Below are 19609 nucleotides of genomic sequence, written 5' to 3' on the forward strand. Positions count from 1 at the left end.
TAGATCGATTTTCAAAAATACTCTTTTATTTTCAATAATATAATCTTTCTTTTATAAACTGGCACGCCTCTTGCTTCTTGTTTTTTGCACCGGTCAACGGCGATCGGGGCAAGCAAGGCGCGGCATAGGCGCTTTCACAAGACACAGACGTCGCAAGGTTTTGCTGCCCGGAACACCTCCCGTTCCGCAGGCGCAAGCACCGAGCGGCGTTTTTTTATTTTCAGGTTTTTTCGCAAGCGAAAACGTCACCCGCCGAGGTGGCCCAATAAGGGGAACATGCGAATGAAAAAGATATTCTCCGGCGATGTCAGCCGCCGCACGATACTGAAGACGACAGCCACCGCCGCCCTTGTCAGCGCCGTGCGCGTGGCCTTTCCGTCCGGTGCTTTCGCAGCCACCGCTGAGCCAGAAGTGAAAGGCGCGAAAATCGGTTTTATCGCGCTCACCGATGCCGCCCCGCTCATCATTGCGGCGGAAAAGGGCCTGTTCGCCAAACACGGCATGCCGGATGTCGAGGTTCTGAAACAGGCCTCCTGGGGTGCGACGCGCGACAATCTCGTGCTTGGCGGCGCATCGAACGGCATCGATGGCGCACACATCCTGACGCCGATGCCCTATCTCATGCATACCGGCAAGGTGACCCAGAACAATGTGCCGGTGCCGATGACCATCCTCGCCCGCCTCAACCTCGACAGTCAGGGCATTTCCGTCGCCAAGGAATATGCCGAAACCGGCGTTCAGCTGGATGCCTCCAAGCTGAAGGCGGCTTTCGAGAAAAAGAAGGCCGAAGGCAAGGAAATCAAGGCCGCCATGACCTTCCCCGGCGGCACGCATGATCTCTGGATTCGCTACTGGCTTGCCGCCGGCGGCATCGATCCGGACAAGGACGTCTCCACCATCGTCGTTCCGCCGCCGCAGATGGTCGCCAATATGAAGGTCGGCAATATGGACGTCTTCTGTGTGGGCGAACCCTGGAACGAGCAGCTCGTCAATCAGGGCATCGGTTTCACCGCCTGTACCACTGGCGAACTCTGGAAGGGCCATCCGGAAAAGGCGCTCGGCATGCGTGCGGACTGGGTGGAGAAGAACCCCAACGCCACCAAGGCGCTGCTGATGGCCGTGATGGAGGCGCAGCAATGGTGCGATGAAATGGCGAACAAGGAAGAAATGTCCACCATCCTCGGCAAACGCCAATGGTTCAACGTGCCGCCGAAGGACGTGCTTGGTCGCCTGAAGGGCAATATCAATTACGGCAACGGGCGTGTGCTCGAAAATACCGGCCTGCAGATGAAGTTCTGGCAGGACCATGCCTCCTATCCCTTCCGCAGCCACGACAGCTGGTTCATCGCGGAAAATATCCGCTGGGGCAAATTCGCGCCCGATACGGATGTGAAGGCGCTGGTGGAGAAGGTGAACCGCGAGGATATCTGGCGCGCGGCGGCCAAGGATCTCGGCGTCGCCGATCTTCCCGCCTCCACCTCGCGTGGCAAGGAAACCTTCTTCGACGGCAAGGTCTTCGACCCGGAAAATCCGTCGGCCTATCTCGAAAGCCTGTCCATCAAGGCGGCCTCCTGAGGAGGAGACCCGGGGTGTCGCCCCTCATCTGCCAGATGCGCTGCCCAACCGGCGCGACTGAAGACCGGATGAGGGGCGAACCCCAGACCGCAACCGAAATCAAGAGGAAACGCCCATGTCCGCATTGGCCCGAAAATTCAACGAAGAGCCGCAGCAGCCGGTAGCGCAGAAGGCAAACGTCGTGTCGCTTGCGCCGAAACAGTCGCCGCGGATCGATCTGCGCAAATGGGGTGCGGCGGCGGCCCGCAACATCGTACCGCCGTTCATCGTTCTCGCCATTCTGCTGGGCGTCTGGCAATTGCTCTGTTCCGCCCCCGGCTCATCGCTGCCGCCCCCGAGCCAGGTTTTCGAGGAGAGCTACGATCTCATCGTATCGCCGTTCTTCCATAACGGTTCGCAGGATATCGGCCTTGGCTGGCGCGTTCTGGTCTCGCTGGAGCGTGTGGCTTACGGTTTCGGCCTCGCCGCCATTGCCGGCATCATTCTCGGCGCTGTCATCGGTCAGTCGGTCTGGGCCATGCGCGGTCTCGATCCGATCTTCCAGGTGCTGCGCACCGTACCGCCGCTTGCCTGGCTGCCGCTTTCGCTGGCCGCCTTTCAGGACAGCAATCCTTCGGCCATTTTCGTGATCTTCATCACCTCCATTTGGCCGGTCATCATCAATACCGCAGTCGGCGTGCGCAATATTCCGCAGGATTACCGCAACGTGGCGCAGGTGCTGCGGCTCAACCAGCTGGAATTCTTCTTCAAGATCATGCTGCCTTCGGCGGCACCCTACATCTTCACCGGCCTGCGTATCGGTGTCGGCCTTTCTTGGCTCGCAATCGTCGCGGCGGAAATGCTGACCGGCGGCGTCGGTATCGGTTTCTTCATCTGGGATGCGTGGAACTCTTCGCGCCTGCCCGACATCATCGTGGCGCTCGTCTACATCGGCGTCGTCGGCTTCGTGCTCGACAAGCTGGTGGCGGCGCTCGGCAAGGTCATCACCCGCGGCGCTGCGGCGAACTGAAAGGGCGAACCATTATGAACGCTTATCTGAAGCTCGATCACATCGACAAATATTTCGACAAGGGCGGTTCGCGCGCCGAGGTGCTGAAAGGCATCAACCTCACCATCGAAAAAGGCGAATTCGTCTCCGTCATCGGCCATTCCGGTTGCGGCAAATCCACCATGCTCAATCTCATCGCCGGATTGACGAAAGTGTCTGCCGGCGCCGTTCTGCTCGAAAACCGCGAGGTCAACGAGCCGGGTCCGGAGCGTGCCGTCGTTTTCCAGAACCACAGCCTGCTGCCCTGGCTTTCGGTTTATGAAAACGTCAACCTCGCCGTCGAGAAGGTCTTCCGCAATAGCAAGACGCGGGCCGAGCGGCATGACTGGGTCATGCGCAATCTCGATCTCGTGCAGATGGCCCATGCCAAGGACAAGAAGCCTTCCGAAATTTCCGGCGGCATGAAGCAGCGTGTCGGCATTGCCCGCGCACTTGCCATGGAGCCGAAGATCCTGCTGCTGGACGAGCCCTTCGGTGCGCTGGACGCGCTGACCCGCGCCCATCTCCAGGATGCGGTGATGGAAATCCACGCCCGGCTCGGCAACACCATGGTCATGATCACCCATGATGTCGACGAGGCGGTGCTGCTCTCCGACCGTATCGTGATGATGACCAACGGTCCCGCCGCCCATATCGGCGAAGTGCTGGAGGTGCCGCTGGCACGCCCGCGCAACCGCATCGAGCTCGCATCCGATAAGACCTACCTCAAATGCCGCGAGGCCGTGCTGAAGTTCCTCTACGAACGTCACCGCTTCGTCGAAGCTGCGGAGTAACGCCCATGACGCAAAAACTCGTCATCATCGGCAATGGCATGGCGCCGGGGCGCATGCTGGAAAACCTGTTCGAAACCGCTCCCGGCCTTTACGACGTCACCATTTTCAACGCCGAGCCGCGCGTCAATTACGACCGCATCATGCTCTCGCCGGTGCTTTCTGGCGAAAAGAGCTATGAAGACATCGTCATCCACAATGACGAATGGTATGCGGCTAACAATGTCACGCTGCACAAGGGCGCGAAGGTCACCGGCATCGACCGCGACAGAAAGACCGTGACCAGCGAAAACGGCATCACGGTTTCCTACGACAAGCTGGTGATCGCCACCGGTTCGTTGCCCTTTATCATTCCCGTCCCCGGCCATCAATTGCCAGGCGTGCTCGCCTACCGCGATCTCGACGATGTGACGAAGATGCTGGCGATCGCCGAGGGCAAGGGCCGCGCCATCGTCATCGGCGCCGGTCTTCTCGGGCTGGAAGCCGCTTATGGCCTCAAGCGCCAGGGCATGGATGTCACCGTCATCCACCTGATGCCGACGATCATGGAGCGTCAGCTCGATCCGGCAGCGGCCTATCTTCTGGAAAAAGCGCTCAATGAGCGCGGCATCGACATCATCACCAAGGCCAATACCAAATGCATTCTGGGTGAGGAGAAGGTCGAGGGCATCGAGCTGGAAGATGGTCGGGTCATCACGGGCGACATGGTGGTGATGGCGGTCGGCATCCGTCCTGCCTCGGGTCTTGCCAAGGAGGCCGGCATCGCTGTCAATCGTGGCATCGTGGTGGATGACGGCATGATGACGTCGGACGCCTCGATCTACGCGCTTGGCGAATGCGCCGAACATCGCGGCATGTGCTACGGACTGGTCGCGCCGCTTTATGAATCGGCGCGGGTGCTGGCGGACCGGCTGTGCGGCGGTTCGGCCGAATATCACGGCTCCGTCACCAATACCAAGCTGAAGGTCACCGGCATCAACCTGTTTTCCGCCGGCGATTTCGCCGAAGGCGACGACCGCGAGGAAATCGTGCTGCGCGATGCCACCGCCGGCGTCTACAAGCGCCTGATCCTCAAGGAAAACCGCATCATCGGCGCGGTGCTTTACGGCGAGACGGCGGACGGCTCGTGGTTCTTCGATCTGATGAAGAAATCGACCGATATTTCCGCCATGCGCGAAACCCTGATCTTCGGCCAGGCCTATCAGGGAGGGTCGCCGCTGGACCCTATGGCGGCCGTTGCAGCCTTGCCGGATGATGCGGAAATCTGCGGCTGCAACGGCGTCTGCAAGGGCAAGATCACCTCGGCAATCACCTCCAAGGGGCTGACATCGCTGGACGATGTGCGCGCCCACACGAAGGCGTCGGCCTCCTGCGGCAATTGCACCGGCCTTGTCGAGCAGCTGATGACGATAACGCTCGGCGACAGCTATAACCCCGCTGCCGTGCAGCCCATGTGCAAATGCACCGATCTCGGCCACGACGATGTGCGCCGTCTCATCAAGGCGAAGGGGCTGAAGACCATTCCCGCCGTGATGCAGGAACTGGAATGGAAGACCTCCTGCGGCTGCGCCAAGTGCCGGCCGGCCCTCAATTATTACCTCGTCTGCGACTGGCCGGATGAATATGCCGACGATTACCAGTCGCGTTTCATCAATGAGCGCGTCCACGCCAATATCCAGAAGGACGGCACCTATTCCGTCGTGCCGCGCATGTGGGGCGGCGTTACCTCTTCCTCCGAACTGAGGGCTATTGCGGATGTGGTCGACAAATTCGAAATCCCGATGGTGAAGGTGACAGGCGGCCAGCGCATCGACCTTCTCGGCATCGAGAAGGAGGATCTGCCGGCGGTCTGGGCCGATCTGGGCAAGGCCGGTTTCATTTCCGGCCAGGCCTACGCCAAAGGTTTGCGCACGGTCAAAACCTGCGTCGGCCAGCAATGGTGCCGCTTCGGCACGCAGGATTCCACCGGACTTGGCATCCGCATCGAAAAATTCATGTGGGGCTCATGGACACCGGCCAAGCTCAAGCTCGCCGTCTCGGGCTGTCCGCGCAACTGCGCGGAGGCCACCTGCAAGGATATCGGCGTCATCTGCGTCGATTCCGGTTTCGAGATCCATTTTGCCGGTGCCGCCGGTCTCGATATCAAGGGCACGGAAGTTCTGGGTCTCGTCAAAGCCGAGGATGAGGCGCTGGAACATATCGTGGCGCTGACGCAGATGTATCGCGAACAGGCGCGCTATCTCGAGCGTATCTACAAATGGGCAAAGCGCATCGGTTACGACGAAATCCGCCGCCAGATCATGGACGATGCGGAAAAGCGCAAGGCCTATTTCGACCGCTTCGTCTTCAGCCAGAAATTCGCGCAGGTCGATCCCTGGTCGGAACGCGTATCCGGCCACGACAAGCACGAATTCAGGCCCATGGCGGCAATCGGTTTCAGTGAGGCGGCGGAGTGAGAACGATGGACAGCAACTGGATCGATATTGGCGATATCTCCGACATTCCCCTGCGCGGCGCGCGTTGCGTAAAAACGCCGATGGGCAAGATCGCCGTGTTCCGCACGGCGGAAAATCAGGTCTTCGCGATTGAGGACCATTGCCCGCACAAGGGCGGACCGCTGAGCCAGGGCATCGTGCATGGGGCTTCGGTGACGTGTCCGCTGCATAATTGGGTCATTTCGCTGGAAACCGGCAAGGCGCTGGGGGCGGATGAGGGCGAGGTGCGGACTATTCCGGTGCGCAATCTGGATGGGAGGCTTTCGATAGCGCTCAAAACCTTGATGATTGCGGCGGAGTGAATTGCGATGGCGGTGGCGTTACCCCCCTCTGTCCTGCCGGACATCTCCCCCTCAAGGGGGGAGATCACTCGCGGCGCGAATTTCTATTCACGGCTTGCGTCGCCGGTCGCAGAGATGAAGCGGCAAGCCTTCCGCTTGTCGATCTCCCTCCTTGAGGGGGAGATGTCCGGCAGGACAGAGGGGGGTAAACGCCACGCACCGAGAGGGCAAACCCATGCCCACTGAAACAAAAACCACCTGTCCCTATTGCGGCGTCGGCTGCGGCGTCATCGCCACCGTCAACGACGATGGCGCGGTGTCCGTCAGGGGTGATCAAGATCACCCCGCCAATTTTGGCCGGCTGTGTTCCAAAGGTTCGGCTCTGGCCGAAACCATCGATCTCGACGGTCGCCTGCTCCACCCCGAAATCGCCGGCAGGCGGGCGGCATGGGACGAAGCACTCGATCTCGTCGCTTCCCGGTTCTCTCAAGCCATCGCCGAACACGGCCCGGATTCGGTCGCCTTTTACGTCTCCGGCCAATTGCTGACCGAGGATTATTACCTCGCCAACAAGCTGATGAAGGGTTTCATCGGCTCGGCCAATATCGATACCAATTCAAGGCTCTGCATGTCGTCTTCCGTCGCCGGCCATCGCCGCGCCTTCGGGGCCGATACGGTGCCGGGCACCTATGAGGATATGGAGCTTGCCGATCTGGTGATCCTCACGGGTTCCAATCTCGCCTGGTGCCATCCGGTACTTTATCAGCGCCTTGCCGCCGCAAAGGCGGCGCGGCCGGCTATGAAAGTTGTTGTCATCGATCCGCGCCGGACGATGAGCGCCGATATTGCCGATATGCACCTCGCCATCCGCCCGGATGGAGATGTGGCGCTGTTTACCGGTCTGCTGGCGCATCTTTCCGATAGTCCTGCAATCGATCGCAGTTATGTGGAAAGTCACACGGTTGGTTTTGATGCTGCGATGCAGGCAGCAAGCGCGCATAGCCTGCCGGAGATCACCGAGGCCACCGGCCTGACAGTCGCCGAACTGATTTCCTTTTACGAATTGTTCGAACGCACCGAAAAAACCGTCACCTGTTACAGTCAGGGCGTCAACCAGTCGCAAAGCGGCACGGACAAGGTCAACGCGATCATCAACTGCCACCTCGCCACGGGTCGCATCGGCAGACCGGGCATGGGGCCGTTTTCGCTAACTGGCCAGCCGAACGCCATGGGCGGGCGCGAGGTCGGCGGGCTGGCCAATATGCTGGCCGCCCATATGGCTATCGAAAATGCCGAGGATCGCGACCGCGTGCGGCGTTTCTGGGCCGCGCCCACCATTGCGGAAAAACCCGGCCTGAAGGCGGTGGACATGTTCAGGGCGGTGGCTGACGGCCGCATCAAGGCGCTGTGGATCATGGCGACCAATCCGGTGGTTTCCATGCCGGATGCCGGCGCCGTCGAGGCGGCCATCAAGGCCTGTCCTTTCGTCGTGGTGTCCGATGTCATGGCGAGTACCGATACGGCCCGCCATGCCCATGTGCTTCTGCCATCGCTTGGCTGGGGTGAAAAGGACGGCACCGTCACCAATTCCGAGCGGCGCATTTCCCGTCAGCGCGGTTTTCTCGATGCGCCCGGCGAAGCGAAAGCGGACTGGTGGCAAATGGCGGAAGTGGGCCGGCGCATGGGTTTCGGCACGGCCTTCGCCTATGGCCAGCCATCGGAGATTTTTGCCGAACATGCCGCTCTTTCCGGTTTCGAGAATGTGGGCAGTCGCGATTTCGATATCAGCGGTGTCGAACGGAATTCCTATGATGCGATGACGCCCTTTCAATGGCCGAAGGCTGGGTCGGGCGATGCTGTCGTTACCCGCTTTTTCGCGGATGGCCGGTTTTACCATGCCGATGGCAAGGCGCGGTTCATCGCCACCGCCCTGCCGGAGACCGGCAGGACATCGGCGGATTATCCGCTGACACTGAATACCGGCCGTATCCGCGATCAATGGCACACCATGACCCGCACCGGCAAAAGTGCGCGCCTTACTGCCCATATCGCCGAACCCTTCGCCGAGCTTCACCCGCGCGATGCGCAGGCGCTGGGAATAGAAAGCGCCGATCTGGTGGAGCTGGAAAGTCCCCATGGCAAGGTTCTGCTGCGGGCGCTGGTGAGCGAAAGGCAGGCGCGCGGCTCGGTGTTTGCGCCGATGCACTGGAACGACCAGTTCGCCTCGCAGGCGCGCATCGATGTCGTGGTTGCCCCGGTGACGGACCCGCATTCCGGTCAGCCCGCTTCGAAAAATGTGGCGGTAAGGGCAAGGCGGTTCGAAGCGAAGGCCTATGGTTTCGCCATCTCCCGCATCCGGCCGGATGCGCCGGACTGTGCTTACTGGGCCACGGCCAAAGCGGATGGCGGCTATCGTATGGAGCTTGCCTTTGCCGAGGAGCCGCAGGACTGGACACTCTGGGCGCGGCAGGTCTTCGGCATCGAGGCCAGGGTTGAGCCGCTGGGTTACAGCGACCGGCAGACGGGTGACCTGCGCCTCGCCTTCTTCGACGGCGATATCCTGCTGGCGGCGCTGTTCATCGCCAGGCAGCCGGTTGCCGTTGCCCGCAACTGGGCGATCTCGCAATTGACCGAACGTCATGAGGATCTGCGCATGCGTTTTGCGCTGGTTGCCGGTCGCCCCGGCGCCGGCCGCGCCGATCCGGGCGCCACCGTCTGCTCCTGCTTTAACGTCGGGGTGAACCAGATCACAGCCGCCATCCGCGAAGGCTGCCACAGCGTCGAAGCCATCGGCAAGGCGTTGAATGCCGGAACCAATTGCGGCTCCTGCCGCGCTGAAATCAGGGGGATCATCGATGGATGCCTTAAAACCGCAGCGGAATGAACCGGCCCGCATGGAAAGATTAGCCAAGTTGCCGGTCTTCTGGGGGCTTGAGGGCAAGCGCGTGGTGCTGGCGGGCGGATCGGATGGAGCCGCCTGGAAAGCGGAACTGCTGCTCGCCTGCGGGGCGGAATTGCATCTTTATTGCGAGGCAAGCGAGCTTTCGGAAAGCTTTGCAGCGCTTGTCGCAAAAAGCCCGATGCTGAGATGGCATGACCGTCCGTGGGGTCCGGATATCTTCGAGGGCGCGGAACTGGCGCTGGCGGATTGCGAGAGCGATGCGGAAGCCGAGAGCTTCTACGATGCCGCAAGGGCGGCCGGCGTTCCCGTCAATGTCATCGACAAGCCGGAATTCTGCCAGTTCCAGTTCGGCTCCATCGTCAATCGCTCGCCGGTGGTGGTGTCGATCTCCACCGATGGCGCAGCACCCATTCTGGCGCAGGCCATCCGCCGGCGCATCGAAACCTTGTTGCCGCTTTCGCTGAAGGACTGGGGCGCGCTTGCCCAGACAATCCGAGAGCGCGTCAATTTGCGGCTCGCTCCCGGTGCGTCGCGGCGTTCTTTCTGGGAAAAATTCGTCGATCGGGCTTTTACCGAAAGGCTGGGTGAGGGCAGCGAGGAACGGCTGCTTGCGGATATCGGAATGCAGGCTGCGCGGGCAGGATCGGGGCGCGGCCTTGTAACGCTTGTGGGTGCCGGACCGGGCGATGCCGAACTGCTGACGCTGAAAGCGGTGCGCGCTTTGCAGGCGGCCGATGTCATCCTGTTCGATGATCTCGTTTCAGCCGAGGTGCTGGAACTGGCGCGGCGGGAGGCGAAGCGCATGCTGGTCGGCAAGCGCGGCGGCCGGGAAAGCTGCAGGCAGGAAGACATCAATGACATGATGATCCGTCTCGCCAAGGCCGGCAAACGGGTGGTGCGGTTGAAATCCGGCGATCCGATGATTTTCGGGCGCGCCGGCGAGGAGATCGCCGCGCTGGAGGCTGAAAATATCCCGGTCGAGATCGTGCCCGGCATTACCGCCGCAAGCGCCATGGCCTCGCGCCTGGGTGTTTCCCTGACCCATCGCGACCATGCCCAGTCGGTACGCTTCATCACCGGCCATTCCAGGCAGGGAAAGCTGCCGGAGAATATCGACTGGCAATCCCTGTCGAACCCCTCCGTGACCACCGTTTTTTATATGGGCGGGCGAACCGCAGCCAGCATAGAGGCTTGCCTGCTCGCTCACGGCATGCCCGCTTCAACGCCCGTTGCGGTCATGATTTCCGTCAGCCGTGCGAATGAGCAGCGTTGGTGCGGCCCCCTGATGGAACTCGGTGCCGCCGTTGAGAGACTGGGCGTGAACGAACCTGTGCTGATCGGTATCGGCGATGTGTTCAGCGCCGCATCCTCGAAAGCTCTTGAATGGCAGCCTGCACGAACCGCAATCTAAGACAGGCAGGGCGCAAAACCCCGTTCTAGCCTACGGGCATCGTGGCACGATGCCGTAAAAGCTCGTCCGCCTCTTCGCGCGGTCCGGGCAAAGCCATCCAAATCACAGATCGATATCGCGGTCCTCCATGGTTCTGGCCATGGAGGTTTTCGTGCAATGCTTTTTGATGTTGCATTCAGTGCAATATATTTTACTGTACGTAATAAGAAGTGGATAGGGCGATGGCTATACTGGGATGAGGCGATGCTCCCGACCTGAAGCGCCGCCGCAGAAGACGACAGGGAGGAACGAAACCGTGCAGAGCGAGACGAAAAGCAACATGATGGTGCCGGACGACACGCCGGAACTTCGCCAGCTTTATGCGGATTTCGAAGCGGAACATCTAAAACCGCTCTGGACTCAGATAGACGACCTGATGCCGGTGGTGCCCAATCCCAAGGCCGTGGCGCATGTCTGGAAGTGGTCCAGGCTCTATCCGCTTGCGAAACGGTCGGGCGATCTCGTTCCGGTCGGGCGTGGCGGGGAGCGGCGGGCGATCGGGCTTGCCAATCCGGGTCTTGGCGGCAGGGCCTATATCAGTCCCACGCTCTGGGCCGCGATCCAGTATCTCGGCCCGCGTGAGACGGCGCCCGAACATCGCCACGCACAGAATGCCTTCCGCTTCGTCGTCGAAGGCGAAGGGGTCTGGACCGTGGTGAATGGCGACCCGGTGCGGATGAGCCGGGGTGATTTTCTGCTGACGCCGGGCTGGCATTTTCATGGCCATCACAACGATACCGACCACCCCATGGCCTGGATCGACGGGCTCGACATCCCCTTTTCCTACCAGAACGATGTCGGCTTTTTCGAATTCGGGTCGGACCGCGTCACCGACTATGCGACGCCGAAATTTTCGCGCGGCGAAAGGCTCTGGTGTCACCCGGGCCTGCGGCCGCTTTCCGGCCTTGCGGCAACCGTATCCTCGCCGATCGGCGCCTATCGCTGGGAACATACCGACCGCGCCCTGACAGAGCAGCTTCTGCTGGAGGAGGAGGGGCAGCCGGCCACCATGGGGCCGGGGCACGCGGCGGTGCGCTACATCAACCCCACCACCGGCGGTGACGTCATGCCAACCATCCGGGCGGAATTTCATCGCCTGCGGGAAGGTGCCGTCACGCCCGGCCGGCGCGAGGTGGGCTCATCGGTTTTTCAGGTATTCGATGGCAGGGGCTCCGTCGTGCTCAACGGCAAGGAACACAGGCTCGAAAAGGGCGATATGTTCGTCGTGCCGTCCTGGGTGCAATGGTCACTGCGGGCGGAAAGCCAGTTCGATCTTTTCCGTTTTTCGGACGCGCCGATCATGGAGCGGCTTCATTTCGCCCGCACCCATGTGGAAGAGCGGGACCGGTGACGCGACCGGGAGGGGATGGACGATGTCTTCTGATCTCACCGATGCCCGTTTGGAATTGCGCCAACGTCTGGGGGCTGGCGCCCGTTACGATTCGTCTGCGGCGCCGGCCGCCGAATTGCGATATGCACGGCTGGGGACCGCTTATTTCGCGAGAAAACTGAACGAACTCTCCGATGGCGAACTCGCTCTTCCTTCGCTCGTTCCCGGCTGGACCAGGCGACACGTGATCGCCCATGTCGGTTTTCAGGCACGGGCGCTTGCCCGATTGGTCGAGGCGGCGCGCCTTGGGCGGCGAGGGGAAATGCTGGAAGAGCCGGAAGCGCAGAACGAGGATATCGCCTTCGGCGCAAGCCTGCCGGCCCATGCGCTGCGCTATCTTTTCAAACATTCGCAGGTGCATCTGGATGTCGAGTGGCGCGATCTCGATGAGGTGGGGTGGCGGGCGCAGGTGGAGCCGCTGAATGGCGGTCTTGTCGAGATCGCTCAGACACCCTGGCTGCGGACTAGGGAAATATGGCTCCGCGCCGTCGATCTCGACAATGGGGCCTCCCTGCTGGATGTTCCGTCCGAAGTGGTGGATCGCCTTCTTCGAGAGGCGGCGCAGGCGCTGGACATGCGCGGCCAGCCGTTCTCATTGATGCTGAAGCCGACGGACGGGGTGGGGTCCACCATCATCGGCTCCGGCAAAAACACGGTCAGCGGGCCAGCCGCCGACCTGCTTCGCTGGCTGACGGGACGCGGCCCGCGCCGCAGCCTCGTTTTCGACCGCGAAATTGCAGATCCGCCCTTCTGGCCGGAGAAGCCTTAATACATGTCGCCCGAAAGCGTGCAGCGGTTTCGGGATAACGACATGCATAAAACAAAGAGATTAAACGCGACGCGCTTTAGGCCTTCGATGAAGGCCATTGCCGCCGGCTGGAGATGGCTGTTGTAAAATCAAGCAGCTGGCGCACGGCCGGATTATCCGCCGACAGGATCTGCTCGGAGTTGCTGATCAGGGTAACGGCGGCTTCCGCCTCGCCCTGCCAGTTGATGACGGGCGCCGCCACCGCCCGAAGGCCGGGGACGTAGCGGCCGTCGACGCTGGCAAAACCATCGGCGCGAATTGTCTCCGCCAGCCGGTCGATGCTTGCGCCGCTAAGATCGAGGTCGGGCCAGGAGAGACCCGCATCCATCGCGCGTTCGACCTCGAGATAAAGCCGGGCGGCGGTGACATGGCGCGGTAGAAAGGCGAGAAAGACCCGGCCGCTCGATGAGGTGAGAAGCGGCAGGCTGCTGCCGAGGCCGAAGGATGTCACCATCGGGCTCGGCGCCCGGCACCAGCGGATCACGGTCGCACCCTGGCTGCCCCATACGGTGAGCAACACCGTCAGGCCCGTCTGTTCCACGAGGTCCGGCAGCGCATCGGCGGCCTGATTGACGAAATCGCTGCGGCCGAGTGCGGCGATGCCGAGAGAAGCCGCAAACGGTCCCAGCTCGTAACGGCCGGATCGCTGGGTCTGCCGGACAAAACCGGCATGGATGAAACTGGCGAGATAACGATGGACCTTGCTGGACGGCATGGATACCGCCCGGGCGATGTCGATCAATGCGGCAGGCCCTTCGAAATCGGCAAGCGCATGCAGCACGGTCAGGGCCGCATCGAGAGCCTGAATGCCGCCTCGGGCATTGCCGTTGCCCGAAGCCTCGTTGTCGACATCGTCCTCGCCGCTCATTGCATTCGCCTCCTGAATTCCTCGGATATGGGCGCGCCCTTGAGACCATTATCCGTCATGGTTGCCCATGCCCGAACCTCATAACCCTCCGCGATGATCTTTTCACCGGAAAAAATGCGATAGGCGATGCGGAACCTGCGTTCCTGCCATTCCACGATGGTGGCCTCGATGCGAAGCGTGTCGTCATAGCGGGCCGGCGCCTTGAACTGCAGGCCGACATCCACAAGCGGCGTCACCGCGCCGAATTCCGCCCTGTTCTGCCGTTGCCCCAGATTTTGCGAACGCAGCAGCCTCTGGAAGGTGCAATCCAGCCAATAGAAATAGTTCGGATAAAAAACGATGCCTTCCTCATCGCAATCCCCCCATTCCACCGTGATTTCCGTTGCGAAGGTTTTCATTCGTTGCGCTCCATAAAATCTATTGCACTATACGTAATATCCGCTAGATTGATGAAAAGCAATTGCGTGAGGGAGGATGCGCATGAAGCGGGTGGCTGTTATCGGCGGTGGGCCGGGAGGGCTTTATTTCGCCGGTCTGTGGAAAAGGCGGCATCCGGCCGACGTCGTGAAGGTGTTCGAGCACAATCCGGAAGGTGCGACTTTCGGATTCGGTGTCGTGTTTTCGGCAAAGGCCATGGATTTCCTGCGTACCGACGATCCGGAAACGGCGGACCTCGTTACGGCCCGCATGGAGACCTGGTCGGATATCACCCTCGTCCATCGTGATGAGAGTGTCGCGCTGGATGGCGTCGGGTTTTCGGCCATTGGCCGCCTCGACCTTATCCTACTGCTGACGGAAAGGGCGTGCGCCGCAGGTGTGGAGCTTTCGTTTTCAACGACAGTGCAGTCGGTGTCGGAACTCGATGGTTACGACCTGATCGTTGCCGCCGATGGCGTCAATTCGCTGGTGCGCCGCGCCTTTGAAGGCGACTTCCAGACGTCGCTTACCTATCTCGATGAAAAATTCGTCTGGTTCGGCACCACCAAGCGCTTCGAAACGCTGACACAGACTTTTGTCGAGACGGAATTCGGTGCTTTCAATGCCCACCACTATCGTTATTCGCCGACCATGAGCACCTTCATCGTCGAATGCGATCGTGCCAGCTGGCTGAAAGCAGGCTTCGATCGGCTCGGCCCCGAAGACAGCAAGGCGCGCTGCGAGGCGATTTTCGCCGAAACGCTCGATGGCCACGGGCTAGTCGCCAACAAGTCCACCTGGCGCAATTTCCCGTGGATATGGAACGGGCGCTGGTCGCATCGCAACATGGTGTTGATCGGTGACGCCTTGCACACCGCGCATTACTCCATCGGATCCGGCACCCGGCTGGCGCTCGAGGATGTTCTGGCGCTGGTAAAGGCGCTCGAGGCGCATCCTGGCGATGTTCGCGATGCCCTTGAGCATTATCAGGCCGAGAGGCAGCCGGTGGTGGAAAAGCTGGTGCGGGCCGCGCGTGAAAGCGCCGGCTGGTATGCGGATGTTCCAAAACATATGCGCCTTTCGCCGGTCGATTTCGCCCATAGCTACATCACTCGCTCCGGCCGCATCGACGATGAGCGGCTGCGGTCGATGTCCCCGCGTTTCATGCAGCGCTACGACGCCTCGCGTCCGCGCCCGGCCGCCTGAAGGAGGAAGATATGACCGTTCAGGCCAAGCTTTATGAAACCTTGCCGCAGCGGCCAGAAGACGGCGTGCCGCGCAATGCCGCCGGCAGTCTCGAAATCGGCTTTTCCGTGCCGGAAATCTACAATGCCAGCGCTATCCTTTTCGATAATCTGGAGCGCGGCCGGGGCGATCATCCGGCCGTGATTGGCCCAGCCGGAACCCGCAGCTATGCCGAACTCTGCGCCGATGCCTGCCGTTTCGGCAATGCCTTGATTGAAGCTGGCCTCGGCCATGGCGACAGGGTGCTGCTGTTTCTCGATGACACGCCCGCCTGTCCGGCGGCTTTGTTCGGTGCGCTTCGGGCCGGCCTCGTGCCGCTGCTCATCAACACGCTGACGCCGCCCGACCTCTTGAATTTCTATCTGCAGGATTCCTCGGCGCGTATCGCCATCGTCGATGCCGCTTTCGCCTCCCGTTTCGACACTGTCGCCTGCACCGATACGCTGCTGGAAAAGGTCGTCGTCACCAACGGTCCGGTTCCGGCCGATTGCCCGTTGCCGGCGGTCGAAGCGGAGACATTCGTCGCCGATGCCGGCACGGAGCTTGAAGTGGCGCCGACACGGCGTGACGATATGGCCTTCTGGCAATATTCCTCCGGTTCCACCGGGCGTCCGAAGGGCATTGTCCATCTGCAGCACGACATGGCTTTTACGGCGCAATCCTTCGGGCATCATGTTCTGGATATCTCGCCCGACGATATCTGTTTTTCGGTTCCGAAGATTTTCTTCGCCTATGGTCTCGGCAATTCGCTGACTTTTCCCTTTTCGGTCGGGGCGACCAGCGTTCTCGTTCCGGGGCAACCGAAGGCCGATGTGGTCTTCGATGCGATCCGGCACTATCGGCCGACGCATTTCTTCGGGCTGCCGACGCTATATACGTCGCTCATCAATGCGCCGGAGGCGGCCGGAGCCGATCTTTCCAGCCTGAAACTCTGCCTTTCGGCGGCGGAAGTGCTGGCCAATGAGGTGGCGGAAGCCTGGCGGGCACTGTCGGGTCACGACATTGTCGAAGGTCTCGGTTCCACCGAGGTGCTGCATATCTATCTTTCGAATACCAAAGAGATGCGGCGGCCGGGCGCTGCCGGGCTGCGCGTGCCGGGTTACGAGATTTCGCTGCGCGATCCCGACGGTAACGAGGTGCCGGATGGCGAAAGCGGTGTCTTATGGGTGCGCGGCGATTCCAACGCGCCGTTTTACTGGAACCGACCCGACAAAACCGCTGAAACCATGCGCGGCGATGGCTGGATCTACACCTCCGACCGCATGAAACGCGATGCGGACGGGTTCTATTATTTCCTCGGCCGCGCCGATGAGTTCGTCAAGGTTTCGGGCCAGTGGGTCTATCCGCTGGAAGTGGAGCTTTGCCTCGCCGACCACCCGCTGGTGCGCGAATGCGCGGTGCTGGCGGTGGAAATGGCCGACCGGCGGATGACGCTTCAGGCTTTTGTCGTTCTCGAGCAGCCGGATGCGGACGAGGCGAGCGCCGCCGAGACGCTCAAGCAACACGTCAAGAAGACGCTGCTGCCCTACAAATATCCCCGCAGCGTCATTTTCTTCCAGGAATTGCCGAAGACGGGAACCGGCAAGATCGATCGGCAGACCCTGCGGAAAATCGATCTGAGCGCCGAGCGCGTCCATTGAGGACACGCTGGCCTTGACAGGACCACGAGATGGTCTGACGCCGCTTTTGCGGCTTTCAGACCCGGATAAAGGACAGATTGGAAAACCCATGAGCGATTTCGAATTCGATCCCCCGGCACCGGCATCCATTGCCATCCATGACAGCGAGAGCCGTTTTCCGGTGCGGCGCATATTCTGCGTCGGCCGAAACTACGCCGCCCATGCCCGTGAGATGGGCAAGGACCCGGACCGGGAACCGCCGTTCTTTTTCACCAAGCCGGCGGACGCCGTGGTGGATAATGGCAGCACGATACCCTATCCGCCGGAGACCGAGGATTTCCACTACGAGATCGAGCTTGTCGTGGCGATCGGTCAGGATTGTGTGGATGTGCCGCAGGAAGCGGCCCTCGATATGGTCTGGGGTTATGGCGTGGGCATCGATCTTACCCGCCGCGATCTACAACTGGCGGCGCGGGACAAGGGACGGCCCTGGGATTGGGGCAAGGCCTTCGATCTTTCCGCTCCCATCGCGCCCCTCCGCCGCGCCTCGCAGGTGGTTCATCCGTCGCAGGGGCGGATCTGGCTTGCGGTCAACGGTGCTAGCCGGCAGGAAGCCGATATTGCCGAGCTGATCTGGGATGTGCCGGAAATCGTTTCCATCCTGTCGCGCTCCATGTCTCTGAAGCGCGGCGATATCATCATGACGGGAACGCCTGCGGGTGTCGGCGCGATTGTGCCGGGAGACAAGGTGACCGGCGGTATCGACGGGCTGGGCGAGATCGCCATCGAGATCGTGGAGCCCGCATCCGCCGCCCGGCGCGCGGGGAAGGCCGCATGAACCGGCCGATCCTGCATAATTATTTCAGAAGCTCCACCTCCTATCGCGTCAGGATCGCGCTGGCGCTCAAGGGTGTGGACTATGATTACGAAGCGTTCCACCTGCGCAAGGGCGAGCAGCGGTCCGACCGTTTTCTTAGGCTCAACCCGCAGGGTCTCGTGCCGGCGCTCACCTGGACCGATGGCGAAACCTATACGCAGTCGCTCGCAATCATCGAATTTCTGGAGGAGAAAATTCCGGAGCCGGCTTTACTGCCGAAGGATGCCGAAGGGCGTCAGCGTGTGCGCAGCCTTGCGCAGATGATCGCCCTCGACATTCATCCGATCAATAATCTCAGGGTGCTGGCCTATCTCAAAGAGCATTTTGGCGCCGACGAAAAAGCGCAGGGCGCGTGGTTCCGGCATTGGGTGGTCGAAACCTTCGCGGCGCTGGAGCGCCGGCTTGCGACAGAGCCGGAAACCGGCCGGTTCTGCCATGGCGACAGCGTGACGCTGGCGGATATCTGCCTTGCGGCGCAGCTCGTCAACAACAGGCGTTTCGATGTGGATATGGAGGCCTATCCGCATATCGGCAGGATCGGGCAGGCGCTTTCGGAACTGGAGGCTTTCCGCAAGGCGGCGCCTGTCAATCAGCCGGATAACGAATAACGAAATTATGTTTTCAGGGAGGGAGAACACAATGAAACGTATCGCAGCGGCGGCCCTGTCCGCCTTGCTCATGAGCGGAACGGCGGGCGCACAGGAGCCGATCAAGATCGGTTTCATCACCACGCTCACCACGCCCGCCGCATCCATCGGCAACGATATGGTCGATGCCGTCAAGCTCGCGGTCGAACATTCCGGCGGCAAGATCGCCGGCCATCCGATCGAGGTCGTTTTCGAAGATGACGGGCTGAAGCCGGAACTCGGCCGCCAGAAGGCGGAGAAGCTGGTGCGCCAGGACGGTGTCGATATCGTCGCGGGTTTCATCTGGTCCAATGTGCTGATGGCGGCGCGCAAATCGGTGCTCGATTCCGGCAAGTTTCTGATCAGCACCAATGCAGGGCCTTCCGAGCTTGCCGGCAAGCTTTGCAGCCCCAATTTCTTTTCGCTGCGCGGCCAGAACGACATGGTGCCGATTGCGCTCGGCAAAGTCATGAACGAGCGCGGCGTGAAGAAGCTTTATGTGATGGCGCCCAACTATACCGCCGGCAAGGACATGGCCGCCGGGGTGGAAAGCAGCTTTGGCGGGGAAGTGGCTGGTCGCGATTTCACCAAATGGGGCGATGATCCCCAGCTCGATTTTTCGGCGGAATTCGCCAAGGTCGCGGCATCGGGCGCGGACGCGCTTTTCGCCTTCTATCCCGGCCGCGCCGCGATTTTCGCGCGCCAGTTCGAACAATCGGGACTGAGCAAGAAGGTCAAGCTTTACAGCGTCTATACCATGGACCAGATCGCGCTGCCGAAGCTTCAGGAAGCCAAGATCGATGCGGTTCTGGGGACAAGCTCGGCGGATTACTGGTCGCCGGATCTTGCTACACCCGCCAACCAGCGCTTCGTTGCCGATTTCAAGGCGAAATATAACCGCGTGCCTTCGAATTACGCGGCTGCCGCCTATGATCTGATCCCCTATGTCAAAGCGGCGGTGGAACAGGCGGGCGGCGATATTTCCGCGACCGATGCGGTGCGTGCGGCGCTCGCCAAGGCCGACTACGACTCCGTGCGTGGCCGCTACAAGCTTGCCCGCAATCATTTTCCCATCGACCGCTATCTCAGCCTTGAAGTCGCACCGGATGCGAACGGTGTCTGGAGCCTGAGGTCGGACGGTCTCGAAATGAAAGACCTGACCGATCCCTATGTGGATGCCTGCCGCAACGAGGGGTGAGACAACGTTTCGGCGGTACGGCTCTGGGAGGAGAAAATGG

General features: G+C 61.1%; 16 protein-coding genes. 14 read left to right on the forward strand and 2 right to left on the reverse strand.

The genetic code is table 11. The features are described 5' to 3' along the window. Nucleotides 1-282 precede the first annotated feature (282 nt). The 9 genes from ACQZ60_RS12320 (at nt 283) to ACQZ60_RS12360 (ending at nt 12680) form a co-directional block, all read left to right on the forward strand. Nucleotides 283-1575: a CmpA/NrtA family ABC transporter substrate-binding protein gene (locus tag ACQZ60_RS12320; RefSeq protein WP_035263483.1), complete on the forward strand. Its 1293-nt coding sequence runs from the start codon at nt 283-285 to the stop codon at nt 1573-1575. 115 nt (nt 1576-1690) lie between these two features. Then, the gene (gene ntrB, locus ACQZ60_RS12325) at nt 1691-2584 is read left to right on the forward strand and encodes a nitrate ABC transporter permease (RefSeq protein ID WP_035263481.1); all 894 of its coding nucleotides are present in this window, start codon (nt 1691-1693) and stop codon (nt 2582-2584) included. 14 nt (nt 2585-2598) lie between these two features. Next, a complete protein-coding gene (locus tag ACQZ60_RS12330) occupies nt 2599-3396 on the forward strand; it encodes an ABC transporter ATP-binding protein (protein ID WP_035263479.1) in 798 nt (265 codons plus the stop codon). 5 nt (nt 3397-3401) lie between these two features. Next, nucleotides 3402-5849, forward strand: coding sequence for a nitrite reductase large subunit NirB (gene nirB, locus ACQZ60_RS12335; RefSeq protein ID WP_035263477.1), 2448 nt, complete (start codon nt 3402-3404; stop codon nt 5847-5849). Nucleotides 5850-5854: 5 nt separating this feature from the next. Beyond that, nucleotides 5855-6190, forward strand: coding sequence for a nitrite reductase small subunit NirD (nirD, locus tag ACQZ60_RS12340; RefSeq protein ID WP_035263475.1), 336 nt, complete (start codon nt 5855-5857; stop codon nt 6188-6190). 214 nt (nt 6191-6404) lie between these two features. Further along, nucleotides 6405-9053: a nitrate reductase gene (locus tag ACQZ60_RS12345; protein WP_448735344.1), complete on the forward strand. Its 2649-nt coding sequence runs from the start codon at nt 6405-6407 to the stop codon at nt 9051-9053. Next, the gene (cysG, locus tag ACQZ60_RS12350; protein WP_035263469.1) at nt 9025-10482 is read left to right on the forward strand and encodes a siroheme synthase CysG; all 1458 of its coding nucleotides are present in this window, start codon (nt 9025-9027) and stop codon (nt 10480-10482) included. Before ACQZ60_RS12345 ends, cysG begins: the two co-directional genes overlap by 29 nt. A gap of 295 nt (nt 10483-10777) precedes the next feature. Beyond that, a complete protein-coding gene (locus tag ACQZ60_RS12355; RefSeq protein WP_035263467.1) occupies nt 10778-11872 on the forward strand; it encodes a cupin domain-containing protein in 1095 nt (364 codons plus the stop codon). Nucleotides 11873-11894: 22 nt separating this feature from the next. Further along, on the forward strand, nt 11895-12680 hold the full coding sequence (locus ACQZ60_RS12360; RefSeq protein ID WP_051671899.1) for a maleylpyruvate isomerase family mycothiol-dependent enzyme: 786 nt from the start codon (nt 11895-11897) through the stop codon (nt 12678-12680). Nucleotides 12681-12756: 76 nt separating this feature from the next. Here ACQZ60_RS12360 and ACQZ60_RS12365 read toward each other — a convergent pair whose 3' ends face one another. Both ACQZ60_RS12365 and ACQZ60_RS12370 read right to left on the reverse strand, forming a co-directional pair. Next, nucleotides 12757-13587 carry an IclR family transcriptional regulator gene (locus ACQZ60_RS12365; RefSeq protein ID WP_174058274.1) on the reverse strand — a complete coding sequence of 277 codons (831 nt, stop codon included), beginning with the start codon at nt 13585-13587 and terminating at the stop codon, nt 12757-12759. Continuing rightward, the gene (locus ACQZ60_RS12370; protein ID WP_448735345.1) at nt 13584-13985 is read right to left on the reverse strand and encodes an acyl-CoA thioesterase; all 402 of its coding nucleotides are present in this window, start codon (nt 13983-13985) and stop codon (nt 13584-13586) included. Before ACQZ60_RS12370 ends, ACQZ60_RS12365 begins: the two co-directional genes overlap by 4 nt. A gap of 82 nt (nt 13986-14067) precedes the next feature. On the opposite strand from ACQZ60_RS12370, the gene ACQZ60_RS12375 reads away from it, so the two are divergent. The 5 genes from ACQZ60_RS12375 to ACQZ60_RS12395 all read left to right on the forward strand — a co-directional run bounded on the left by ACQZ60_RS12375 (nt 14068) and on the right by ACQZ60_RS12395 (nt 19569). Further along, on the forward strand, nt 14068-15210 hold the full coding sequence (locus ACQZ60_RS12375; protein WP_448735346.1) for an FAD-dependent monooxygenase: 1143 nt from the start codon (nt 14068-14070) through the stop codon (nt 15208-15210). Nucleotides 15211-15221: 11 nt separating this feature from the next. Continuing rightward, the gene (locus ACQZ60_RS12380) at nt 15222-16889 is read left to right on the forward strand and encodes a benzoate-CoA ligase family protein (protein WP_448735347.1); all 1668 of its coding nucleotides are present in this window, start codon (nt 15222-15224) and stop codon (nt 16887-16889) included. Between the two features lie 88 nt (nt 16890-16977). Next, nucleotides 16978-17706, forward strand: a complete 729-nt coding sequence (locus tag ACQZ60_RS12385; RefSeq protein ID WP_448735348.1) for a fumarylacetoacetate hydrolase family protein — start codon at nt 16978-16980, stop codon at nt 17704-17706. Beyond that, complete coding sequence (gene maiA, locus ACQZ60_RS12390) at nt 17703-18353, forward strand: maleylacetoacetate isomerase (RefSeq protein WP_080854072.1); 651 nt, start codon at nt 17703-17705, stop codon at nt 18351-18353. Before ACQZ60_RS12385 ends, maiA begins: the two co-directional genes overlap by 4 nt. 31 nt (nt 18354-18384) lie before the next feature. Continuing rightward, nucleotides 18385-19569 (forward strand): ABC transporter substrate-binding protein, encoded by a 1185-nt coding sequence (locus ACQZ60_RS12395; RefSeq protein ID WP_448735349.1) that lies wholly within the window; start codon nt 18385-18387, stop codon nt 19567-19569. Nucleotides 19570-19609: the final 40 nt, after the last annotated feature.

This window comes from Agrobacterium sp. 22-223-1 (genome assembly GCF_053522385.1).